Here is a 15,322-nt window from a genome sequence, read left to right as displayed (position 1 = left end):
TACGTTTTCGTGATTTGACATCGTGTGCCGCTGTTATGTCTCATGGCGGGCGTATCGGTCGATGCTTTTCGTTGCCGCGGCTCGACCGTCGCATCTCGCAGCCACGCCCCTTCTCCCTGCCAAGGAGTTCACGGTGTCTGCTGCGAAACTTCGTCTGCTCGTGGGTGTGCTCGCCGTCGGCGTGCTCACCGCCGGCTGCGGCGGCTCGACCGGCTCGTCCGGCGACGGCCCCGTCACCCTCACTCTCAACCTGTTCGGGAACATGGGGTTCAAGGACCTGTACGCCAAGTACGAGGCCGCCCACCCGAACATCAAGATCGTCGAGCGTACGTCGGCGTACAACGACCACCATCGCAACCTGGCCGCCCATCTGGCGACGGGCAGCGGCGCGGCGGACGTGGAGGGCATCGACACCGGCTTCATCGCCCAGTTCAGGGCTCAGCCGGAGCGCTTCGTCGACCTGCGCAAGCACGGCGCCGACGGGCTCAAGGACCGGTGGTTGCCGTGGAAGTGGCAGGCGTCGGTGGCCAAGAACGGGGCCCAGATCGGATACGGGACGGACGTCGGCGGCCTGGCCATGTGCTACCGGCGCGACCTGTTCGAGAAGGCCGGCCTGCCCACCGAGCGCGACGAGGTGAGCAAGCTCTGGCCGGACTGGGCGTCGTACTTCGAGGCCGGCAGGAAGTACACCGCGAACAAGCCGGAGGGCGCCAGCTTCTTCGACGGCGGCGCGCAGATCTTCAACGCGATGATCGGGCAGGCCGAGACCGGTTACTACGACGCCTCCGACCACGTGGTCGTCGCCACCAACCCGGTGGTCCGCTCGGCGTACGACGAGGTGCTCAAGGCCGTAGCCGACGGCGAGTCGGCCAAGCTGGTGGGCAGCTCCCCGGCGTGGAACACCGGCTTCGCCAAGAGTCAGTTCGCCACCATCGCCTGCCCCGCCTGGATGCTCGCGAAGATCCAGGACCAGGCCAAGGCATTCGCCGGCAAGTGGGACATCGCGGCCATCCCCGGCGGCGGCGGCAACTGGGGCGGCTCCTACCTGACGGTTCCGGCGCAGAGCAAGCACGTGAAGGAGGCGGTGGACCTGATCACCTGGCTGACGGCTCCCGAGCAGCAGATCGAGGTGTTCAAGGCGCACGGCATCCTGCCTTCGACAGTGGCGACGTACGAGAAGCCCGAGGTCAAGAACCTGAAGAACGCCTTCTTCAACGACGCCCCGGTCGGGCAGGTCTTCACCACCGCCGCGCTGAACCTGAAGCCGCAGTACCAAGGGCCGCGGGCCGGCGACATCCAGACCGCCATCCGCGACGCGATCAACCGAGTGGAGGAGGGCAAGCAGGACGGCCCGCAGGCCTGGGAGCAGATGCTCAAGGACGTCGAGCGCATCGAGCAGTAGCCGCCCAGCCAAACCGGGTGACGGCGGGAGGTAAGGGCCCGCCGTCGCCCCTTCCCCGGGATGGACCCATGACCCTCGCACGATCCGGGCCACGGCGCCGCTGGGCCTACCAGCTCGACGTCAAGGGCTCGCCGTACTTCTACATCGCCCCGTTCTTCCTGCTGTTCGGCGCGGTGGGGATGTTCCCGCTGCTGTACACCGCGTACGTCTCGCTCACGAACTGGAACCTGCTGGAGCCCACCCGGCACTGGGTGGGGCTGGCGAACTACGCCGAACTGCTGACCGACGACTACTTCTGGAACGCGCTGTTCAACACCGTCAGCATCTGGCTGCTGTCCACCGTGCCGCAGCTGCTCGCGGCCCTGTTCATCGCGCACATGCTCAACCGCAGCCTGCGTGCCCGCACGTTCTTCCGGATGGGCGTGCTGCTGCCCAACGTGACGTCCATCGTCGCAGTCACGATCATCTTCGCCCAGCTCTTCGGCCGCGACTTCGGCATGGTCAACTGGGCGCTCGATCTGGTGGGGCTCGACCCGGTGGACTGGCAGGCGGGCACCCTGTCCTCGCACATCGCCATCTCGCTCATCGTCATCTGGCGGTGGACCGGCTACAACGCGCTGATCTACCTGGCCGCCATGCAGACGATCCCCGAGCATCTGTACGAGGCCGCGACGCTGGACGGGGCCGGCCAGTTCACCCAGTTCCGGAAGATCACGATCCCGATGCTGCGGCCGACGATCATCTTCACCGCCGTCGTGTCCACCATCGGCGGCTTCCAGATCATCGCCGAGCCGCTGCTGTTCCAAGCCGGCACGGGCAACCCGACGGGAGGCTCGGACCGACAGTTCCAGACCGTCGGCCTCTACCTCTACGAGCAGGGGTTCAGCCTGTACAAGTTCGGCTACGCCTCGGCCATCGCATGGACCCTGTGCCTGATCATCGTGGTCATGGCTCTGGTCAACTACTCGGTCACCCGCCGGATCAGGAGAAGCTGACGTGACGACGATCATCACCGAGGCGCCCCGGAAGGCGCGCGTGCCCCGCTCGCGGGCGGCCCGCTCCCGCGGCGGGCGCCGCTCGGCCGGGTTCTGGACCTATGCGGCGCTGGTCGCCGTCCTGCTCGGCTCCCTGTTCCCCGTCTACTGGTCGCTCATCGTGGCGTCGCACGACAACGACGCCATCGCCCGCGTGCCTCCCGTCCTGACGCCCGGCGGGCACCTGTTCGAGAACATCGCGCGGGTCTTCGACACGACCGCGTTCGGTAAGGCGATGCTCAACTCCTTCATCGTCTCCGGCTCGGTCACCGTCTCGGTCGTGCTGTTCTCCACGCTGGCCGGGTTCGCCTTCGCCAAGCTCCGCTTCCGGGGCCGGACGTCGCTGCTGGTCATGGCCATCGCGACCACCACCGTGCCGCACCAGCTCGGGATCATCCCGCTCTACATCCTCATGGCGGAGCTCGGCTGGACCGGCCGGCTGGAGGCGGTGATCGTGCCCGGCCTGGTCACGGCGTTCGGTGTCTTCTTCATGACGCAGTACCTGTCGAGCGCGGTGCCGGACGAACTCCTGGAGGCCGGACGGATCGACGGCTGCTCCACCTTGCGCCTGTTCTGGCACGTGGTGGTGCCCGCGGCGCGGCCGGCCGCGGCCGTGCTCGGGCTGTTCACGTTCATGCAGGCATGGAACGACTTCTTCTGGCCGCTGGTGGTCCTCACCCCGGAGAACCCGACCGTGCAGGTCGCGCTCTCCTCGCTGGCCAGCGGCTACACGACCGACTACGCGCTCGTGCTCACCGGCACGGTGCTGGCGACAGTGCCCGTCGTGGCCGTCTTCGCGGCCCTGGGCCGGCAGATCATCGGAGGAATCATGTCAGGAGCGATCAAGGGATGACGGCGATCGAGGAAAGTCGCACCCGGCCGCGGACCTTTCCCGCCGGCTTCGTGTGGGGCACGGCCACCGCGGCGTACCAGATCGAGGGGGCCGTCGAAACCGACGGCCGGGGGCCCTCGATCTGGGACACCTTCTGCCGGGTGCCCGGCGCGGTGGCACGGGGCGAGTCGGGTGAGATCGCCTGCGACCACTATCACCGCTGGCAAGAGGATGTCGGCCTCATGAAAGACCTGGGGGCGGGGGCCTACCGATTCTCCGTTGCCTGGCCGCGGGTGCTGCCCGACGGGCGCGGGCCGGTGAACCGGCGCGGGCTGGACTTCTACCGGCGACTGGTGGACGCCCTGCGGGAGGGCGGCATCGAGCCGTACGTCACTTTGTACCACTGGGACCTGCCGCAAGCGCTCGAGGACCTCGGGGGCTGGCGGGTCCGCGACACCGCCGAGCGTTTCGCCGACTACGCCGAGGTGATGTACGACGCCCTCGGCGAGTCGGTGTCGAACTGGATCACGCTCAACGAGCCGTACTGCTCGGCCATCGTCGGCTACGGCGAGGGCCGGCACGCGCCCGGCGCCAAGGAGGGGCACGGCGCGCTCGCCTCGGCCCACCACTTGCTGCTCGGGCACGGCCTCGCCGTGGGGCGCCTGCGGGAGATGGCCAGGTCCGGTCAGCAGATCGGGCTGACGCTCAACATGTCGCCGACGGTTCCCGTCACCTCGTCGCCGCAGGACGTCCAGGCCGCGCGCCGGATGGACCTGCTGGTCAACCGGCAGTTCACCGAACCTCTCTTCGGCGGTGCCTACGCCGCCGACATGGCCGAGACGTTCGGCCGGATCAGCGGCTTCTCCTTCCGCTGGGACGGCGATTTGGAGATCGTCGGCAGGCCGGTGGACTTCCTCGGGGTGAACTACTACTACCGCCTGCACGTGGAGGCCGCGCCGTACGAGGAGGCCGATCCCGTCCGGCGCTCGGCGTTCGATTTGGGCGTGCGCACCGTCACGCCCGAGGACGCGCGCACCAGCGGGCTGGGCTGGGTGGTGGAGCCCGAGGGCCTGTACGAGACCCTGGTCGACCTGACCTCCCGCTATCCCGACCTGCCGCCGGTCTACATCACCGAGAACGGGTACGGCGACGACGGCGCGCTGGAGGACACCGGGCGCATCGACTACCTGCGCGACCACCTGACCGCGACCCGTAAGGCGATGACGGCGGGCGCCGACGTGCGCGGGTACTTCTGCTGGTCGTTGCTGGACAACTTTGAGTGGGCGCGGGGGTATTCGGCGAGGTTCGGCCTCGTGCACGTCGACTACGACACCCAGGCGCGCACGCCGAAGGCCAGCTTCCGCTGGATGCGGGACTTCATCGCCGACCCGGTCGTCACCACCCCCGTCACCGCCCGCCCCGCGACCACCGGCCCGGCCGACATCCTGGTCGCCGGCACCCCCAGAGATGAGCGCTGGGGACCGGGGTCGCTTTCCCAGGCGGCGGAGGAATCGACGTGACGGTCTCGGGGGGCGAGGAACATCGGAACAAAAACTGGCGCTAAGTCCTAGTCGCCCCCGGTGAGCGATTGATGGCTCGTCGGCGGCGAGCACGGCCTGAAGTTTTCCTACAGATAACGCCCTATTGTCTGCGGCAGGCTGAGTCGCGGCCTGCGGGGGCGTTCTCCAGGCGCTGCACGAGCCGCCCCTGTTATCTGTGGCAAGGGGATGCGGTGTCCGTACTCATACAGTTGCCGGTCGGCAACGCCGTCACCGTTCAGGAGGCGGCCGATGCGTTCCTGGACTCGCTCGGCAACCCGAACACCGTCCGCAGCTATGGGATCGGCGTCGGGAAGACCGTTGAACGCCTCGGCGGGGGCCGGCTGCTGGCGACAGTAGCCGACGACGAGGTCGGGGAGGCGCTGGAGGCGCTGTGGGGCACCGCGGCGGTGGGCACCTGGAACGTCCGCCGGGCCGCGGTGGTCTCCTGGCTGTCCTGGTGCCGCGAGCGCGGCCACGACGCGCCGACGGTTCCGGGGTGGGCGAAGCGGCTGGCGGCGCCGGACTCGCAGACCCCGGTGCGGTCGAAGATGGCGATCGACCGGCTGATTGCGCGGCGGGACGTCGGACTGCGGGAGAAGACGCTGTGGCGGATACCGTACGAGACCGCCGCGAGGGCCGAGGAGATCCTGGGCTTGAACATCGAGGATCTGGACTTCGCCGGACGTCGTGCCCAGGTGAAGGCCAAGGGCGCACGGGCCAAGGTCCGGCGGCGCGGGCAGGTGCGCGAGGACTTCGTGCTGGAGACGGTGTACTGGGACGCCGGCACGCGCGGTTGCTGCCACGGCTGTTGAAGGGCCGCACCCGAGGGCCGGTGTTCGTCACGGCTCGCCGTCCGGGGCCGGGGAAGATCGTCGGGGCCCCGCGACGTGTGCCCGGACACCGGAGCGGCACGTCTGTCCTACGGCCAGGCCCGCGCCCTGCTGGACGCGCACACCGCGGTGCGGGGGCCGGGGACCGGGTGGGACCTGCACGAATACCGCCATTCCGCCCTGACTCATCTCGGCGAGGTCGGGGCGTCGCTGCTGATGCTGATGGCTAAGTCCCGGCACAAGAAGCCGGGGAACCTGCGCCGCTACTTCAAGCCGTCGCCCGAAGCTGTCGCCGAACTCACGAGCCTGCTGGCACCCGGCGACAGCAGACGCTGAGACCGGGGGCGCGGGCGCTGGTTTACGCCGACTTTCGCTTTTCCCCTGATGGTCGTTCTGCGGCTTGGGTGAGTCGATCGGCCAGGTTCCTGAGCTCCTGTCGAAGTTCGTCGGGTTGGTGGATGGTGAAGGGCCATTCCAGGGAGGCGAGCATGTGGGCCATGCCGTCCAGCCGTTCCGCCCGCGCGTGCATCAGGACTCCGCTGGTGCCGGCGGTGAGTGTGACGGCCGAGCGTGGCAGCCGACGGGCGACCTCATCGAGGGGGCCGTGGATCGTCACCTGGACCTGCCAGCGGTATGGGGCTTGGGCCAGGGTCGAGGTCAGATGGGCGACGGGGTCGAACCCGTCGGGCTTGGCGAAACCGCGGGGGCGTGGGGTGACGGAGGCGATGCGGTCTATGCGGAAGGTCCGCAGGGCAGCGCGGAGGTGGTCGTGCCCGACGACGTACCAGCGTCCGGTGTGGAAGACCACGCCGTAGGGGTCGACGTCGCGTTCGGTGTGGTCTTGGCGCCACGACTGGTAACCGATACCGACGGTCGTGCGGGCGCGGGAGGCCTGGGCCAGCGCCAGCAGCACGCCTGTTTCGGGCGCCTGCCCGGGCACGGCGTTGGCGGTGAAGGACAGCGTCTCCCGCATCGCGGCGAGCGGTTCGCGCAAGGCGTTCGGCAGCACCCGCTCGATCTTGGCCAGGGCGCCGGCGTTGGCCGGGGCGGTCGTGCCCATGCCCAAGCGTTCCGCGGCCCGAAGACCCAGCACCACGGCGAGGGCCTCGTCGTTGGTGAGCACCAGCGGCGGCATCCGGTAGCCGCGGGCCAGGCGGTAGCCGCCGTAGCGGCCGCGTTCGGCCTGCACCGGGATGCCCAGCTCCCGCAGATGGGAGATGTAGCGGCGCACCGTGCGGACGTCGGTATCCAGGCGGTCAGCCAGCTCAACCCCGGTGAGTACGGCGTGCGACTGCAGGAGTTCCAGCAGGGTCAACGCGCGGGTCAGCGGATGTGACATGGATCACCCGGAATTCTAGGGCGGGAACTGTCCTGTATCGACCTTACTCTCCCTGCAGTACCTCACCTCAGGGAGATCACATGGCCACCTTCGTACTCGTTCCCGGCGCCTGGCTCGGGGCGTGGGCCTGGGAAGAGACAGCCCACGCTCTGCAGGAGCGGGGCCATACAGCACTGCCGCTGACGTTGACTGGCCTGGCCGAGAACGCCGGCCAGGGCGGGCCACAGACGGACCTGGACGCGCACATCGCGGATATCACCGGATTCGTCGAGCGGAATGATCTACACGACGTCACCCTGGTCGCGCACAGCTACGCGGCCGCCCCCGTTACCGGGGCGGCCGGACGCTTCGGTGACCGGCTGGAACGTGTGATCTACGTGGACAGCGCCCCGTTCCCCGCGGGCATGTGCATGCTCGACCTCATGCCACCGCAGGCCGCCGACCAACTGCGTCAGCAGGTCGCCTCATCCGGCGACGGCTGGCGGCTGGCGATGCCGCCCGCCGAAGTCCTGGGCCTGTCCAACAGCCTAGACGGACTTGACGAGACCCAGCTTGACCTCCTGCGCACGCGTGCCACGCCTCAGCCGTTCGGCACTTACACCCAGCCTCTGACCGGACCAACCGAACCCGGGCCCGGCGTGGATCGCGTCGTGATCGCCTGCCATGACTTCACGGGGCTGCTCGATGCCGGCGTGCCGATGCTGGCCTTCCTGAACCAGCCGCCGTGGCAGCGCTTCGGCCTGTCCACCGGGCACTGGCCGATGCTCTCGGCGCCTGCCGAACTCGCCGGCATCCTGCATGCCGCCGTCTCCTCATAAATCCGCTCTCACCCGGCGAAGCGATAAGGACGCCGACGTTACTGCTCGTCGGCGTCGTCAGGGCCGCGCAGCGGTCTCATCCCGCCGGGCAGCTCTGGCAGTTGGAAGGAGTACCGGCCGAGCATGTTGATGTGGTGCCGCACGAACGGCGAAAGACGGGCCACGTCGGCGTCGCGGACGTCGAAGCCCTGCCCGCTCAGCTCGGCGACGGCGGCGTCGATGTAGCGGGTGTTGAACAGCACGACGGCGTTCAGGACCAGGCCCAGGGCGCCGAGTTGGTCTTCCATGCCGTCGGCGTAGCGCTGGTAGAGCTGCCCGTTGCGGCCGTGGAAGATCTTGCGGCTCAGGGCGTGGCGGCCCTCCTGCAGGTTGGCCTGGGTCTTGATCTGGCGGCGGTAGCCGGGTTCGTCGGCCAGTCGCAGGATGTGAAGGCTCTTGGGTATGCGGCCATATGAGGCGATGCGGCCTTGCTGACCTGACCGGAGCCCGCATGCTCGCCGAGATCGGCGACGACCGGTCCCGCTTCGCCGACGCCCGCGCGCTGAAGGCCTACGCCGGATCGGCGCCCATCACCCGCGCCTCGGGCAAGAGCCTGGTCGTCCACCATCGCAAGGTGAAGAACCAGCGCCTGGCCGCAGCTGGGTATGTCTGGGCCTTCGCCTCCTTGCGAGCACCAGGCCCCCGGGCCCACTACGACCGCCGGCGCGCCGAAGGCGACCGGGCTGTCTGCACCACTGCCTCCAGAAGGGCACGACCTATGACGAACACGTGGCCTTTCCGGCGCGCCTGGAGGCTGCCGCTTGACGCCCTTACGCAGGTCGAATGTGTTCGCACTCGCGTTGATTTTGCTACGTGTCGCTGAATGCCTTCACAGCTCTGGGCCCTACGCTCACCCAGCTGAGTAGGGATACTCACGCGCCGTTCTAGCAGCCTTTATACGCTTCGATCATGTTTCTGAAGCTGGCCGCCACCGGGCGGTGGCTCGGATGGGCAGCCGTCGTCGCGGCGGTCGCAGCCGCCGCCGGCCTCTGGCTCTGGTGGACGCACCCTTTGGACGACGGCAACGACCGCTGGAAACTGGTGGCCGCCCAGTCGTCGGTCACCTACGGACAGGTCATCGCCACCGGCGAGCACGACGCCTGGGCCGTCGGCTGGGACATCCTCGGCATCGGCGCCTGGCTGCCGATGGCCGACGGCCCACACCGCCCCACGGTCTTCCACTGGGACGGCGACCGCTGGACGAAAAGCGACTTCCCAGTGGAACGCGGCGACATCAGCTCGCTCGCCGCGTCCTCCCCCTCCAACGTGTGGGCCCTGGCCAACGACGAGAGCGGCACCTCCGTCCTGCGCTGGGACGGACGCACCTGGGAGATCGCCCAGAAGCTTCCCGGTACGGCCGCGAGCCTTGCCGTCACCGCTGACAACGACGTGTGGGCCTGGGGCGATCACAAGGCCTGGCACTACAACGGCGCCACCTGGTCGGAACAGGGCGTCTCCTTCTCCGCCTATCGAGTCAGCGCCCGCTCCGCCTCCGACATCTGGGCCCTCGGCTGGGCCCTCGACGGCGAGGCCTCATCGGTGCACCACTTCGACGGCAAGGCCTGGACCCGAGTCGACGTGACCGCGGCGCTGCCCACGGCTCCGCCCCCGTCCGACGATTCTCCACTCGACCCGACCGGTCCTCGACTGGGCGCCATCACCGCCGACCCGGGCTGCGCGACCGGGTGCTGTTCGAGACCGCTCACGTCTGCGGCGCCCGCGCCTCCGAAGTCTGCGGTCTGTACGTCGAGGACCTCGATCTGCGCCTGGACGACGAACACGTGCGCTTCTGCGGCAAGGGCGGCAGCGTCCGCACCGTGCTGCTGGACGACCGCGGCTACGTCGCCCTGCTCAAGCTCTACCTGACCCGCGCCGGCTACACCGCCGGCCCGCTGTTCCGCGCCTCCATCAATGGCACCGGCGGGCCGCTGTCCTACGACGCCGCCCACCACCGCTGGCAGACCTACTGCGCCGCCGCCGGAGTCGAGATCGACATCCACCAGCTGCGTCACGCACACGCCACCGAGTTGATCAACGCCGGGGTATCGATCGAGGCCGTCCGCCGCCGCCTCGGCCACGCCAGCACCGAGGCCACCCAGCTGTACGCGCTGCTGGACGACAAGGCCGCCGACGCCGAGATTCGTGCCGCCCGGCGGCGCCGTGACCGAGTGGCGCGCTGACCGTACGGCCAGGGCCCAGGATCTTATGTTGCTGATCAGGGCAAACGCGATCGCGTGTACTTGGTGACAGCTTCGTTAACGACAGGCCTGTAGCGGGCGCTCGCCGAAGCCGAGGAAGCCGACATGTCCGACGACGCACAGGCCATCGGCCACCACCGCCCGGTCCGCGCCCGCATCACCGGCCGCAGAAGCGGCACCGACCCGGAGCTGATGGAACGGCTCACCGCACAAGTCCTGGACGGCGACACCGTGAGCCTCCGTCGACTTGAAGACACAGGTCAAAGGGCTGGCGTGACGGTCGCCCCAGGTTCTCACGCTGGTCGGAGGCGGCAGTCTCCGGAGTAGATCGTCTGTCAGCGGTTGACTCCCGCCCAGAATCGGTCTCGATGTTCTGCCCGTTCTGTTCTTCAGGGCCGGTGACCCGGCACCGGCGGTCTCAAGACCAGGCGATCTCGCCATGGCGGTCGATGAAGCGTCCGGTGCCGGCGCCCCGATCAGCGGGTGAGGAGGGCGCGCAGGGCCCCAGCGACGCCGGCCGGGTCCTCTTCGGCCATGAAGTGCCCGCATCCGACCGTCGTGTGCACCAGGTCGGGGGCCCAGGCGCCCCACAGCGCCTCGGCGTCATACCCGAGGGCGGCCCCCCAGTCCTGCTGGAGCACGGTCACCGGCATCCGCAGCAGGTTCCCCGCCTCCCGGTCCGCCCGGTCGTGGTCCACGTCGATGCCCGCCGACGCGCGGTAGTCCGCCACGATCGAGGGCACCGCCGCACGGCAGGCGTCCAGGTAGGCGGCGCGTACGCCGGCGGGGATCGCCTCGTGGTCCAGGGTCCAGACGTCGAGGAAGTGGCCGAAGAAGTCGTCCGCGCTCGCGCTGATCATCCGTTCGGGCAGGCCGGGCGGCTGGGCCAGCAGGTACAGGTGGAATCCGACGGCGGCGCCCGCGCCGTGCATCACCTCCCACATGTCCAGCGTGGGAAGCACGTCGAGGCACGCCAGGTGGCTGATCGAGGCCGGGTGGTCGAGCCCGGCGCGGAAGGCGACCAGCGCGCCGCGGTCGTGCCCGGCCAGCGCGAACCGCTCATGTCCCAGCGCCCGCGCCAGGGCGACGACGTCGGCGGCCATGGTGCGCTTGGAATAGGTCTCGCGACCGGCCTCGGCTGGCTTGTCGCTGGCGCCGTAGCCACGCAGGTCGGGACAGATCACGGTGTGGTCGGCAGCCAGGTCGGCGGCGACGTGCCGCCACATCAGGTGGGTCTGGGGGAAGCCGTGCAGCAGCACGATCGGGCTCCCCGACCCGGCGACGGCCGCGTTCAGCGACACGCCGTCGGCGACCGGCACGCGAAGGTAGTCGAAACCGGGAAGGACAGGCGCCATCACGCGCCCCCCTTTCTGTGCGGGATCAGATGCCCCCAGGCTGCCGGGCGTGAATGAGCATCCGGTCAGCGCGCTAACGTGACCTAAGGCCAGGCGGGGAAAGGGGCCGCAGGTGGGGATCGCGTTCGGCGTGCTGGGGCCGGTGACGGCTTGGGACGGCACCGGCGGCGCGATCGCCCTGAAGGGGCCTCGGCACCGGGCGGTGCTGGCCCGGCTGATCGTCGCCCGCGGCCGCGTCGTCCCGGTCACCCGCCTGATCGACGACCTGTGGGACGAACCGCCAGAGGGCGCGGTCGGGGCCGTACGGACGTTCGTGGCGGCGCTGCGCCGCGCGCTGGAACCCGACCGGCCGCCCCGCACCCCCGCACGGCTGCTGGTGACAGAGGGACCGGGGTACGCGCTACGGGCCGGCGCCGACGCGGTGGACGCATGGCGCTTCGAACACGCGGTGGCCGCCACCGCGGATCAGTCCCCCGAAGACGGGCTCGGACGGCTGGAGGAGGCGCTGGGGTGGTGGCGCGGCCCCGCCTACGCGGAGTTCGCCGACCAGGACTGGGCCCGCGCCGAGCGCTCCCGCCTGGCCGAGCTCCGGTTGCACGCGGTCGAGCGTCACGCGGAGATGCGGCTGGCCCTGGGCCGGGCGGCCGAGGCGGTGCCCGACCTGGACGCGCACGCGGCCGGGCACCCTTGGCGGGAGGAGGCCTGGCGGCTGCTCGCGCTCGCGCTGTACCGCAGCGGGCGGCAGGGCGACGCGCTCGCCGTGCTGCGCCGGGCGCGGGCGTTGCTAGTGGACGAGCTGGGAGTGGACCCGGGCCCGGGGCTGCGCCGCCTGGAGACCGACATCCTGCGCCAGGCCGATCACCTTGAGTCCTCCGTGCGCGGCGCGGCCGAACGGGTGTGGGCCGAGACGACCGCCGCCTACGACCGCGCGGTCGCCTCCGGGGCGCGGGCCCGCCTTGAGTCGACGGCAGGACTACTGCGCGATCTCGCCATGACCGGGGGCGGCGGCCTGCAGGCGGCGCGCGAGCACCGCGTGGCCGCCGTCGAGGCGGCCGAGGAGCTCGGCGACGCGGAGCTGACCGCCAGGGTGATCGGCGCCTTCGACGTCCCGGCCGTCTGGACCCGGTCCGACGACCCCTGGCAGGCGGCGCGCATCGTGGCGGCGGCCGGGCGCACGCTGACCGCCCTGGTCCCCGATCCCCAGACTGCCGATCCCCAGACTGCCGGTCACGAGGCGGCCGGTCACGAGGCGGCCCGGGCCCGCCTGCTGGCCACGATCGCGCTGGAGTCGCGCGGCGACCGCTCCGGCCGGGGGCCGCGGGCAGCGCGGCAGGCCGAGGAGATCGCCCGCCGCATGAACGACCCCGCATTGCTGGCGTTCGCGCTGAGCGGCCTGTTCATGCAGACCTTCGATCGCACGGGCCTGGCCGCCCGCCGCGACGAGATCGGCGCCGAACTGGTGGATCTGTCCGCCCGGCACGGCCTGGTCAGTTTCGAGGTGCTCGGGCGTCTCGTCCGGATGCAGGCCAGGTCGGCCCTCGCAGACTTCACAGCCGCCGACGCCCACGCCGCGGAGGCCGAGCGCCTGGCCGCACGGCACGAGCGGCCCCTCGTGGGCGTGTTCACCGCGTGGTATCGGGCGCTGCGCCTCGATGCGACCGGCCGGGCGACGGTGGAGGAGGCCGAGGCCGCCTACCGGGATGCCGCCGCCCGGCTGGACGGGGCCGGCATGCCCGGGATGGAGCGGGGCCTGCTGCCGCTCGCGTTGCTGTGCCTGCGCCTGCGGCACGGGCAGCCCCCGCCCGAGGTCGAACATGCCGATTGGGGGCCGTACGCGCCGTGGGCCCGGCTCCTGGTGCTGCTGGCGTGCGACCGCCGCGCCGAGGCGGCCGCGGCGCTGCGTGCCCTGCCCGAGCCGCCGCGTGACCTGCTGACGGAGGCCATGTGGTGCCTGGCCGCCCGGGCGGCCCTCACGCTCGGGGACCGCACGACGATGGAACGCGCCCACGCCGCGCTGCTGCCCGCGGCGGGCGAGCTGGCCGGGGCGGGCAGCGGCGTGCTGACGCTCGGCCCGGTGGCCGAGCACCTGGACGACCTGGCCGCCGCGCTCCGGCGGCCGACAGGAGTCGCGCCGAGCCGGTCGTGAGCCTGCTCTCCCGCTGCGGAATCGTCGGCTCAGCAGGGCTGGAGTGAGGGGAGGCGGCCCGCGAAGAAGGCCGCCGGAGGCACGCCCATCAGGGTGCGGAACTCGGCGGTCATGTGGGACTGGTCGTAGAAGCCGGCGGTCGCGGCGAGCTGCGCCCAGCGCGCCGTGTGGGCCCTGCCGCGGGCAAGCACCCGGCGCACGCGATCGATCCGCTCGAAGCGCGGGGCATCACGGTGGGGTGAAGGCCTCCGGGCGATGTGAACCTTGGTCGACTCACACCACGCCAGAAGGCCCTCACCCTTTTCGAGATCATCGACAGCGGGTCGCCAATACTCCTCCGCTGTCACCGACGTCCATGGGCAGAACACCTAGCGCGCCGGCTGACGCCGCCGCACCGGGGTCACCAGTTGGCCGGCAGGCCCGGGGTCGTGGCGGGCAGCCGGTGGCCCGGCGGGTGGATGACGTAGACGATCCCGCCGCTGCCGGTGCTGCGCAGCCAGACGTTCTCGAACGCGGCCCGCGGATACACGTGGCGTACGGCGTCGTCGTCCCGCGAGGCGGGGTCGTTGGCGATGACGTCGCCCGTGGCGGTGAAGCCGATGATCACCATGAGGTGGCCGTTGGTGCTGTATCCCGCGCCGGGCAGCTCCTCCGCCTTGAACGACTGGGAGGTGACGACCGGGACGCCCGCCCTGATCAGCCGCTCCAGTTCGGTCAGCGAGCGCAGCCGGGTGACGAACCCCTCCATTCCGTACCGCCCGGCGTAGGCGGTGTTGAAGGGCCAGTTGCCCGCGCCCTCGTAGGCGTAGTCGTAGGTGTGGCGGGCGGCGTAGTCGACCTCGGGGTCGGGATCGGAGGGATCGACCCAGGAGGTGTCCCGCGCGCTGGGCCATCTCCCCCAGTAGCCGAGCGCCATGGTGGTCGAGGTCGGGCTGCACCAGGCCTCTCCCCCGCCGTCCCACTGCGGGTAGTGGCCCTCGTGGACGTTCTGCGAGCGGCGCGGCACGGGCAGTTCGACGCCCCACGCGATGCCGCCCGGGCTGACCGGGACCGTCTCCCGGTCCGGCACGGCGGAGGCCATCGCGCCGAGCGTGCGGACCACCGGCCGTACGGCCGAGCCCGGCGTGCGGTACAACGTCACACGCAGCTGGTACGCGGTGATGGCCCGGCCCGCCGCGGCCACGAACGTGTCGACCGAGACCGTGCCGTCGGCGTCGCGCTGTCCCGGCAGCGACGTGCGGCGGATGTCCTCGTCGCCGTACGCCCAGCGGCCGAGGACGTACCACTTCGTCTGCCCGGCGGCGTGGCGGCCGCGCATCTCGACCTGTAGCCAGCTGCCGGCCGGGACGTCGGCGGTCCAGGAGGCCACCAGTTCGGTGGCGGCGAACCCGACCGGCCGCTCGGGGCCGGTCCACCGGGCGTACTCCCAGCTCTTCGTGCCGAGCGCGTCGGTGTACGAGATCGTGCCCACTGGGGCGGCGAAGGAGAGGGTCCTCCCCGCCTTCACGCCCTCCCGCGTGCCGGGGCCGAAGACCGCCCGTTGGTAGACGACGTCGACGCCGCCCGGCGGGGGTTCGGCCCCGGCGACGGCGACGGCGGCGGTGGCCGGGGAGGGGACGGTGAGGACGGATGCCGCCAGGACAACCGTCAGGAAGGCGGAAAGGAGGGTGGACAGGAACGCGGTCGGCACGCGCATGGCTCACCTCGGGGTCTCGTCGGCGTCCTCGACGGTAGGGAACCCGGGCGGCCCGGCGCATCGGCAGGAATACGTATCCGGCCCCGCGGCGC

At 70.7% G+C, this 15,322-nt stretch carries 14 protein-coding genes and 2 pseudogenes; 10 read left to right on the top strand and 6 right to left on the bottom strand.

Annotated features, from left to right (window positions below):
• Window positions 1-133 precede the first annotated feature (133 nt).
• The 6 genes from HHX37_RS26040 (at window position 134) to HHX37_RS37170 (ending at window position 5,975) form a co-directional block, all read left to right on the top strand.
• Window positions 134-1,402, top strand: a complete 1,269-nt coding sequence (locus tag HHX37_RS26040; RefSeq protein ID WP_239101359.1) for an extracellular solute-binding protein — start codon at window positions 134-136, stop codon at window positions 1,400-1,402.
• A gap of 68 nt (window positions 1,403-1,470) precedes the next feature.
• Entirely contained in the window at window positions 1,471-2,397 is a 927-nt protein-coding gene (locus tag HHX37_RS26035; RefSeq protein ID WP_182875223.1) for a carbohydrate ABC transporter permease, read from the top strand.
• Between the two features lies 1 nt (window position 2,398).
• Window positions 2,399-3,289, top strand: coding sequence for a carbohydrate ABC transporter permease (locus tag HHX37_RS26030; RefSeq protein ID WP_182887134.1), 891 nt, complete (start codon window positions 2,399-2,401; stop codon window positions 3,287-3,289).
• Window positions 3,286-4,788, top strand: a complete 1,503-nt coding sequence (locus HHX37_RS26025) for a GH1 family beta-glucosidase (RefSeq protein WP_182887133.1) — start codon at window positions 3,286-3,288, stop codon at window positions 4,786-4,788. Before HHX37_RS26030 ends, HHX37_RS26025 begins: the two co-directional genes overlap by 4 nt.
• Before the next feature lie 212 nt (window positions 4,789-5,000).
• A complete protein-coding gene (locus tag HHX37_RS37175) occupies window positions 5,001-5,621 on the top strand; it encodes a hypothetical protein (RefSeq protein ID WP_259406785.1) in 621 nt (206 codons plus the stop codon).
• A gap of 75 nt (window positions 5,622-5,696) precedes the next feature.
• Window positions 5,697-5,975, top strand: coding sequence for a hypothetical protein (locus HHX37_RS37170; protein WP_259406784.1), 279 nt, complete (start codon window positions 5,697-5,699; stop codon window positions 5,973-5,975).
• A gap of 22 nt (window positions 5,976-5,997) precedes the next feature.
• Here the strand turns inward: HHX37_RS37170 and HHX37_RS26015 are convergent, their stop codons facing one another.
• Window positions 5,998-6,978 carry a helix-turn-helix transcriptional regulator gene (locus HHX37_RS26015; protein WP_182887132.1) on the bottom strand — a complete coding sequence of 327 codons (981 nt, stop codon included), beginning with the start codon at window positions 6,976-6,978 and terminating at the stop codon, window positions 5,998-6,000.
• Between the two features lie 80 nt (window positions 6,979-7,058).
• Between HHX37_RS26015 and HHX37_RS26010 the strand changes: the two genes are divergently transcribed.
• Complete coding sequence (locus HHX37_RS26010; RefSeq protein ID WP_182887131.1) at window positions 7,059-7,796, top strand: alpha/beta fold hydrolase; 738 nt, start codon at window positions 7,059-7,061, stop codon at window positions 7,794-7,796.
• A gap of 38 nt (window positions 7,797-7,834) precedes the next feature.
• On the opposite strand, the pseudogene HHX37_RS26005 reads toward HHX37_RS26010, so the two are convergent.
• A pseudogene (locus HHX37_RS26005) lies at window positions 7,835-8,257 on the bottom strand (Tn3 family transposase); the annotation flags it as partial.
• 2 nt (window positions 8,258-8,259) lie between these two features.
• Between HHX37_RS26005 and HHX37_RS26000 the strand changes: the two are divergent.
• Window positions 8,260-8,600, top strand: a pseudogene (locus tag HHX37_RS26000) (transposase); the annotation flags it as partial.
• Between the two features lie 299 nt (window positions 8,601-8,899).
• Here the strand turns inward: HHX37_RS26000 and HHX37_RS37940 are convergent.
• Entirely contained in the window at window positions 8,900-9,211 is a 312-nt protein-coding gene (locus HHX37_RS37940; protein ID WP_182887130.1) for a hypothetical protein, read from the bottom strand.
• A gap of 15 nt (window positions 9,212-9,226) precedes the next feature.
• Between HHX37_RS37940 and HHX37_RS37935 the strand changes: the two genes are divergently transcribed.
• Window positions 9,227-10,015 carry a tyrosine-type recombinase/integrase gene (locus HHX37_RS37935; RefSeq protein WP_310740536.1) on the top strand — a complete coding sequence of 263 codons (789 nt, stop codon included), beginning with the start codon at window positions 9,227-9,229 and terminating at the stop codon, window positions 10,013-10,015.
• Between the two features lie 494 nt (window positions 10,016-10,509).
• On the opposite strand, the gene HHX37_RS25985 is transcribed toward HHX37_RS37935, so the two are convergent.
• Window positions 10,510-11,388, bottom strand: coding sequence for an alpha/beta fold hydrolase (locus tag HHX37_RS25985; RefSeq protein WP_182881309.1), 879 nt, complete (start codon window positions 11,386-11,388; stop codon window positions 10,510-10,512).
• A gap of 112 nt (window positions 11,389-11,500) precedes the next feature.
• On the opposite strand from HHX37_RS25985, the gene HHX37_RS25980 reads away from it, so the two are divergent.
• Complete coding sequence (locus HHX37_RS25980) at window positions 11,501-13,534, top strand: AfsR/SARP family transcriptional regulator (RefSeq protein WP_182887129.1); 2,034 nt, start codon at window positions 11,501-11,503, stop codon at window positions 13,532-13,534.
• Window positions 13,535-13,563: 29 nt separating this feature from the next.
• On the opposite strand, the gene HHX37_RS25975 is transcribed toward HHX37_RS25980, so the two are convergent.
• Both HHX37_RS25975 and HHX37_RS25970 read right to left on the bottom strand, forming a co-directional pair.
• A complete protein-coding gene (locus HHX37_RS25975) occupies window positions 13,564-13,734 on the bottom strand; it encodes a helix-turn-helix domain-containing protein (protein ID WP_220499137.1) in 171 nt (56 codons plus the stop codon).
• A 200-nt stretch (window positions 13,735-13,934) separates the two neighbouring features.
• A complete protein-coding gene (locus HHX37_RS25970; RefSeq protein ID WP_182887128.1) occupies window positions 13,935-15,230 on the bottom strand; it encodes a C39 family peptidase in 1,296 nt (431 codons plus the stop codon).
• Between the last annotated feature and the right edge of the window lie 92 nt (window positions 15,231-15,322).

This window comes from Microbispora sp. H10885 (genome assembly GCF_014161415.1).
Taxonomy (GTDB): domain Bacteria; phylum Actinomycetota; class Actinomycetes; order Streptosporangiales; family Streptosporangiaceae; genus Microbispora; species Microbispora triticiradicis.
This window is presented reverse-complemented; position numbering and strand designations above follow the sequence as displayed.

Bases quoted from the DNA above. Each gene is read 5' to 3' on its own strand.
- HHX37_RS26035 (WP_182875223.1), top strand. From the start codon at position 1,471: ATGACCCTCGCACGATCCGGGCCACGGCGCCGCTGGGCCTACCAGCTC.
- HHX37_RS26025 (WP_182887133.1), top strand. From the start codon at position 3,286: ATGACGGCGATCGAGGAAAGTCGCACCCGGCCGCGGACCTTTCCCGCC.
- HHX37_RS26015 (WP_182887132.1), bottom strand. From the start codon at position 6,978: ATGTCACATCCGCTGACCCGCGCGTTGACCCTGCTGGAACTCCTGCAG.
- HHX37_RS26010 (WP_182887131.1), top strand. From the start codon at position 7,059: ATGGCCACCTTCGTACTCGTTCCCGGCGCCTGGCTCGGGGCGTGGGCC.
- HHX37_RS25985 (WP_182881309.1), bottom strand. From the start codon at position 11,388: ATGGCGCCTGTCCTTCCCGGTTTCGACTACCTTCGCGTGCCGGTCGCC.
- HHX37_RS25970 (WP_182887128.1), bottom strand. From the start codon at position 15,230: ATGCGCGTGCCGACCGCGTTCCTGTCCACCCTCCTTTCCGCCTTCCTG.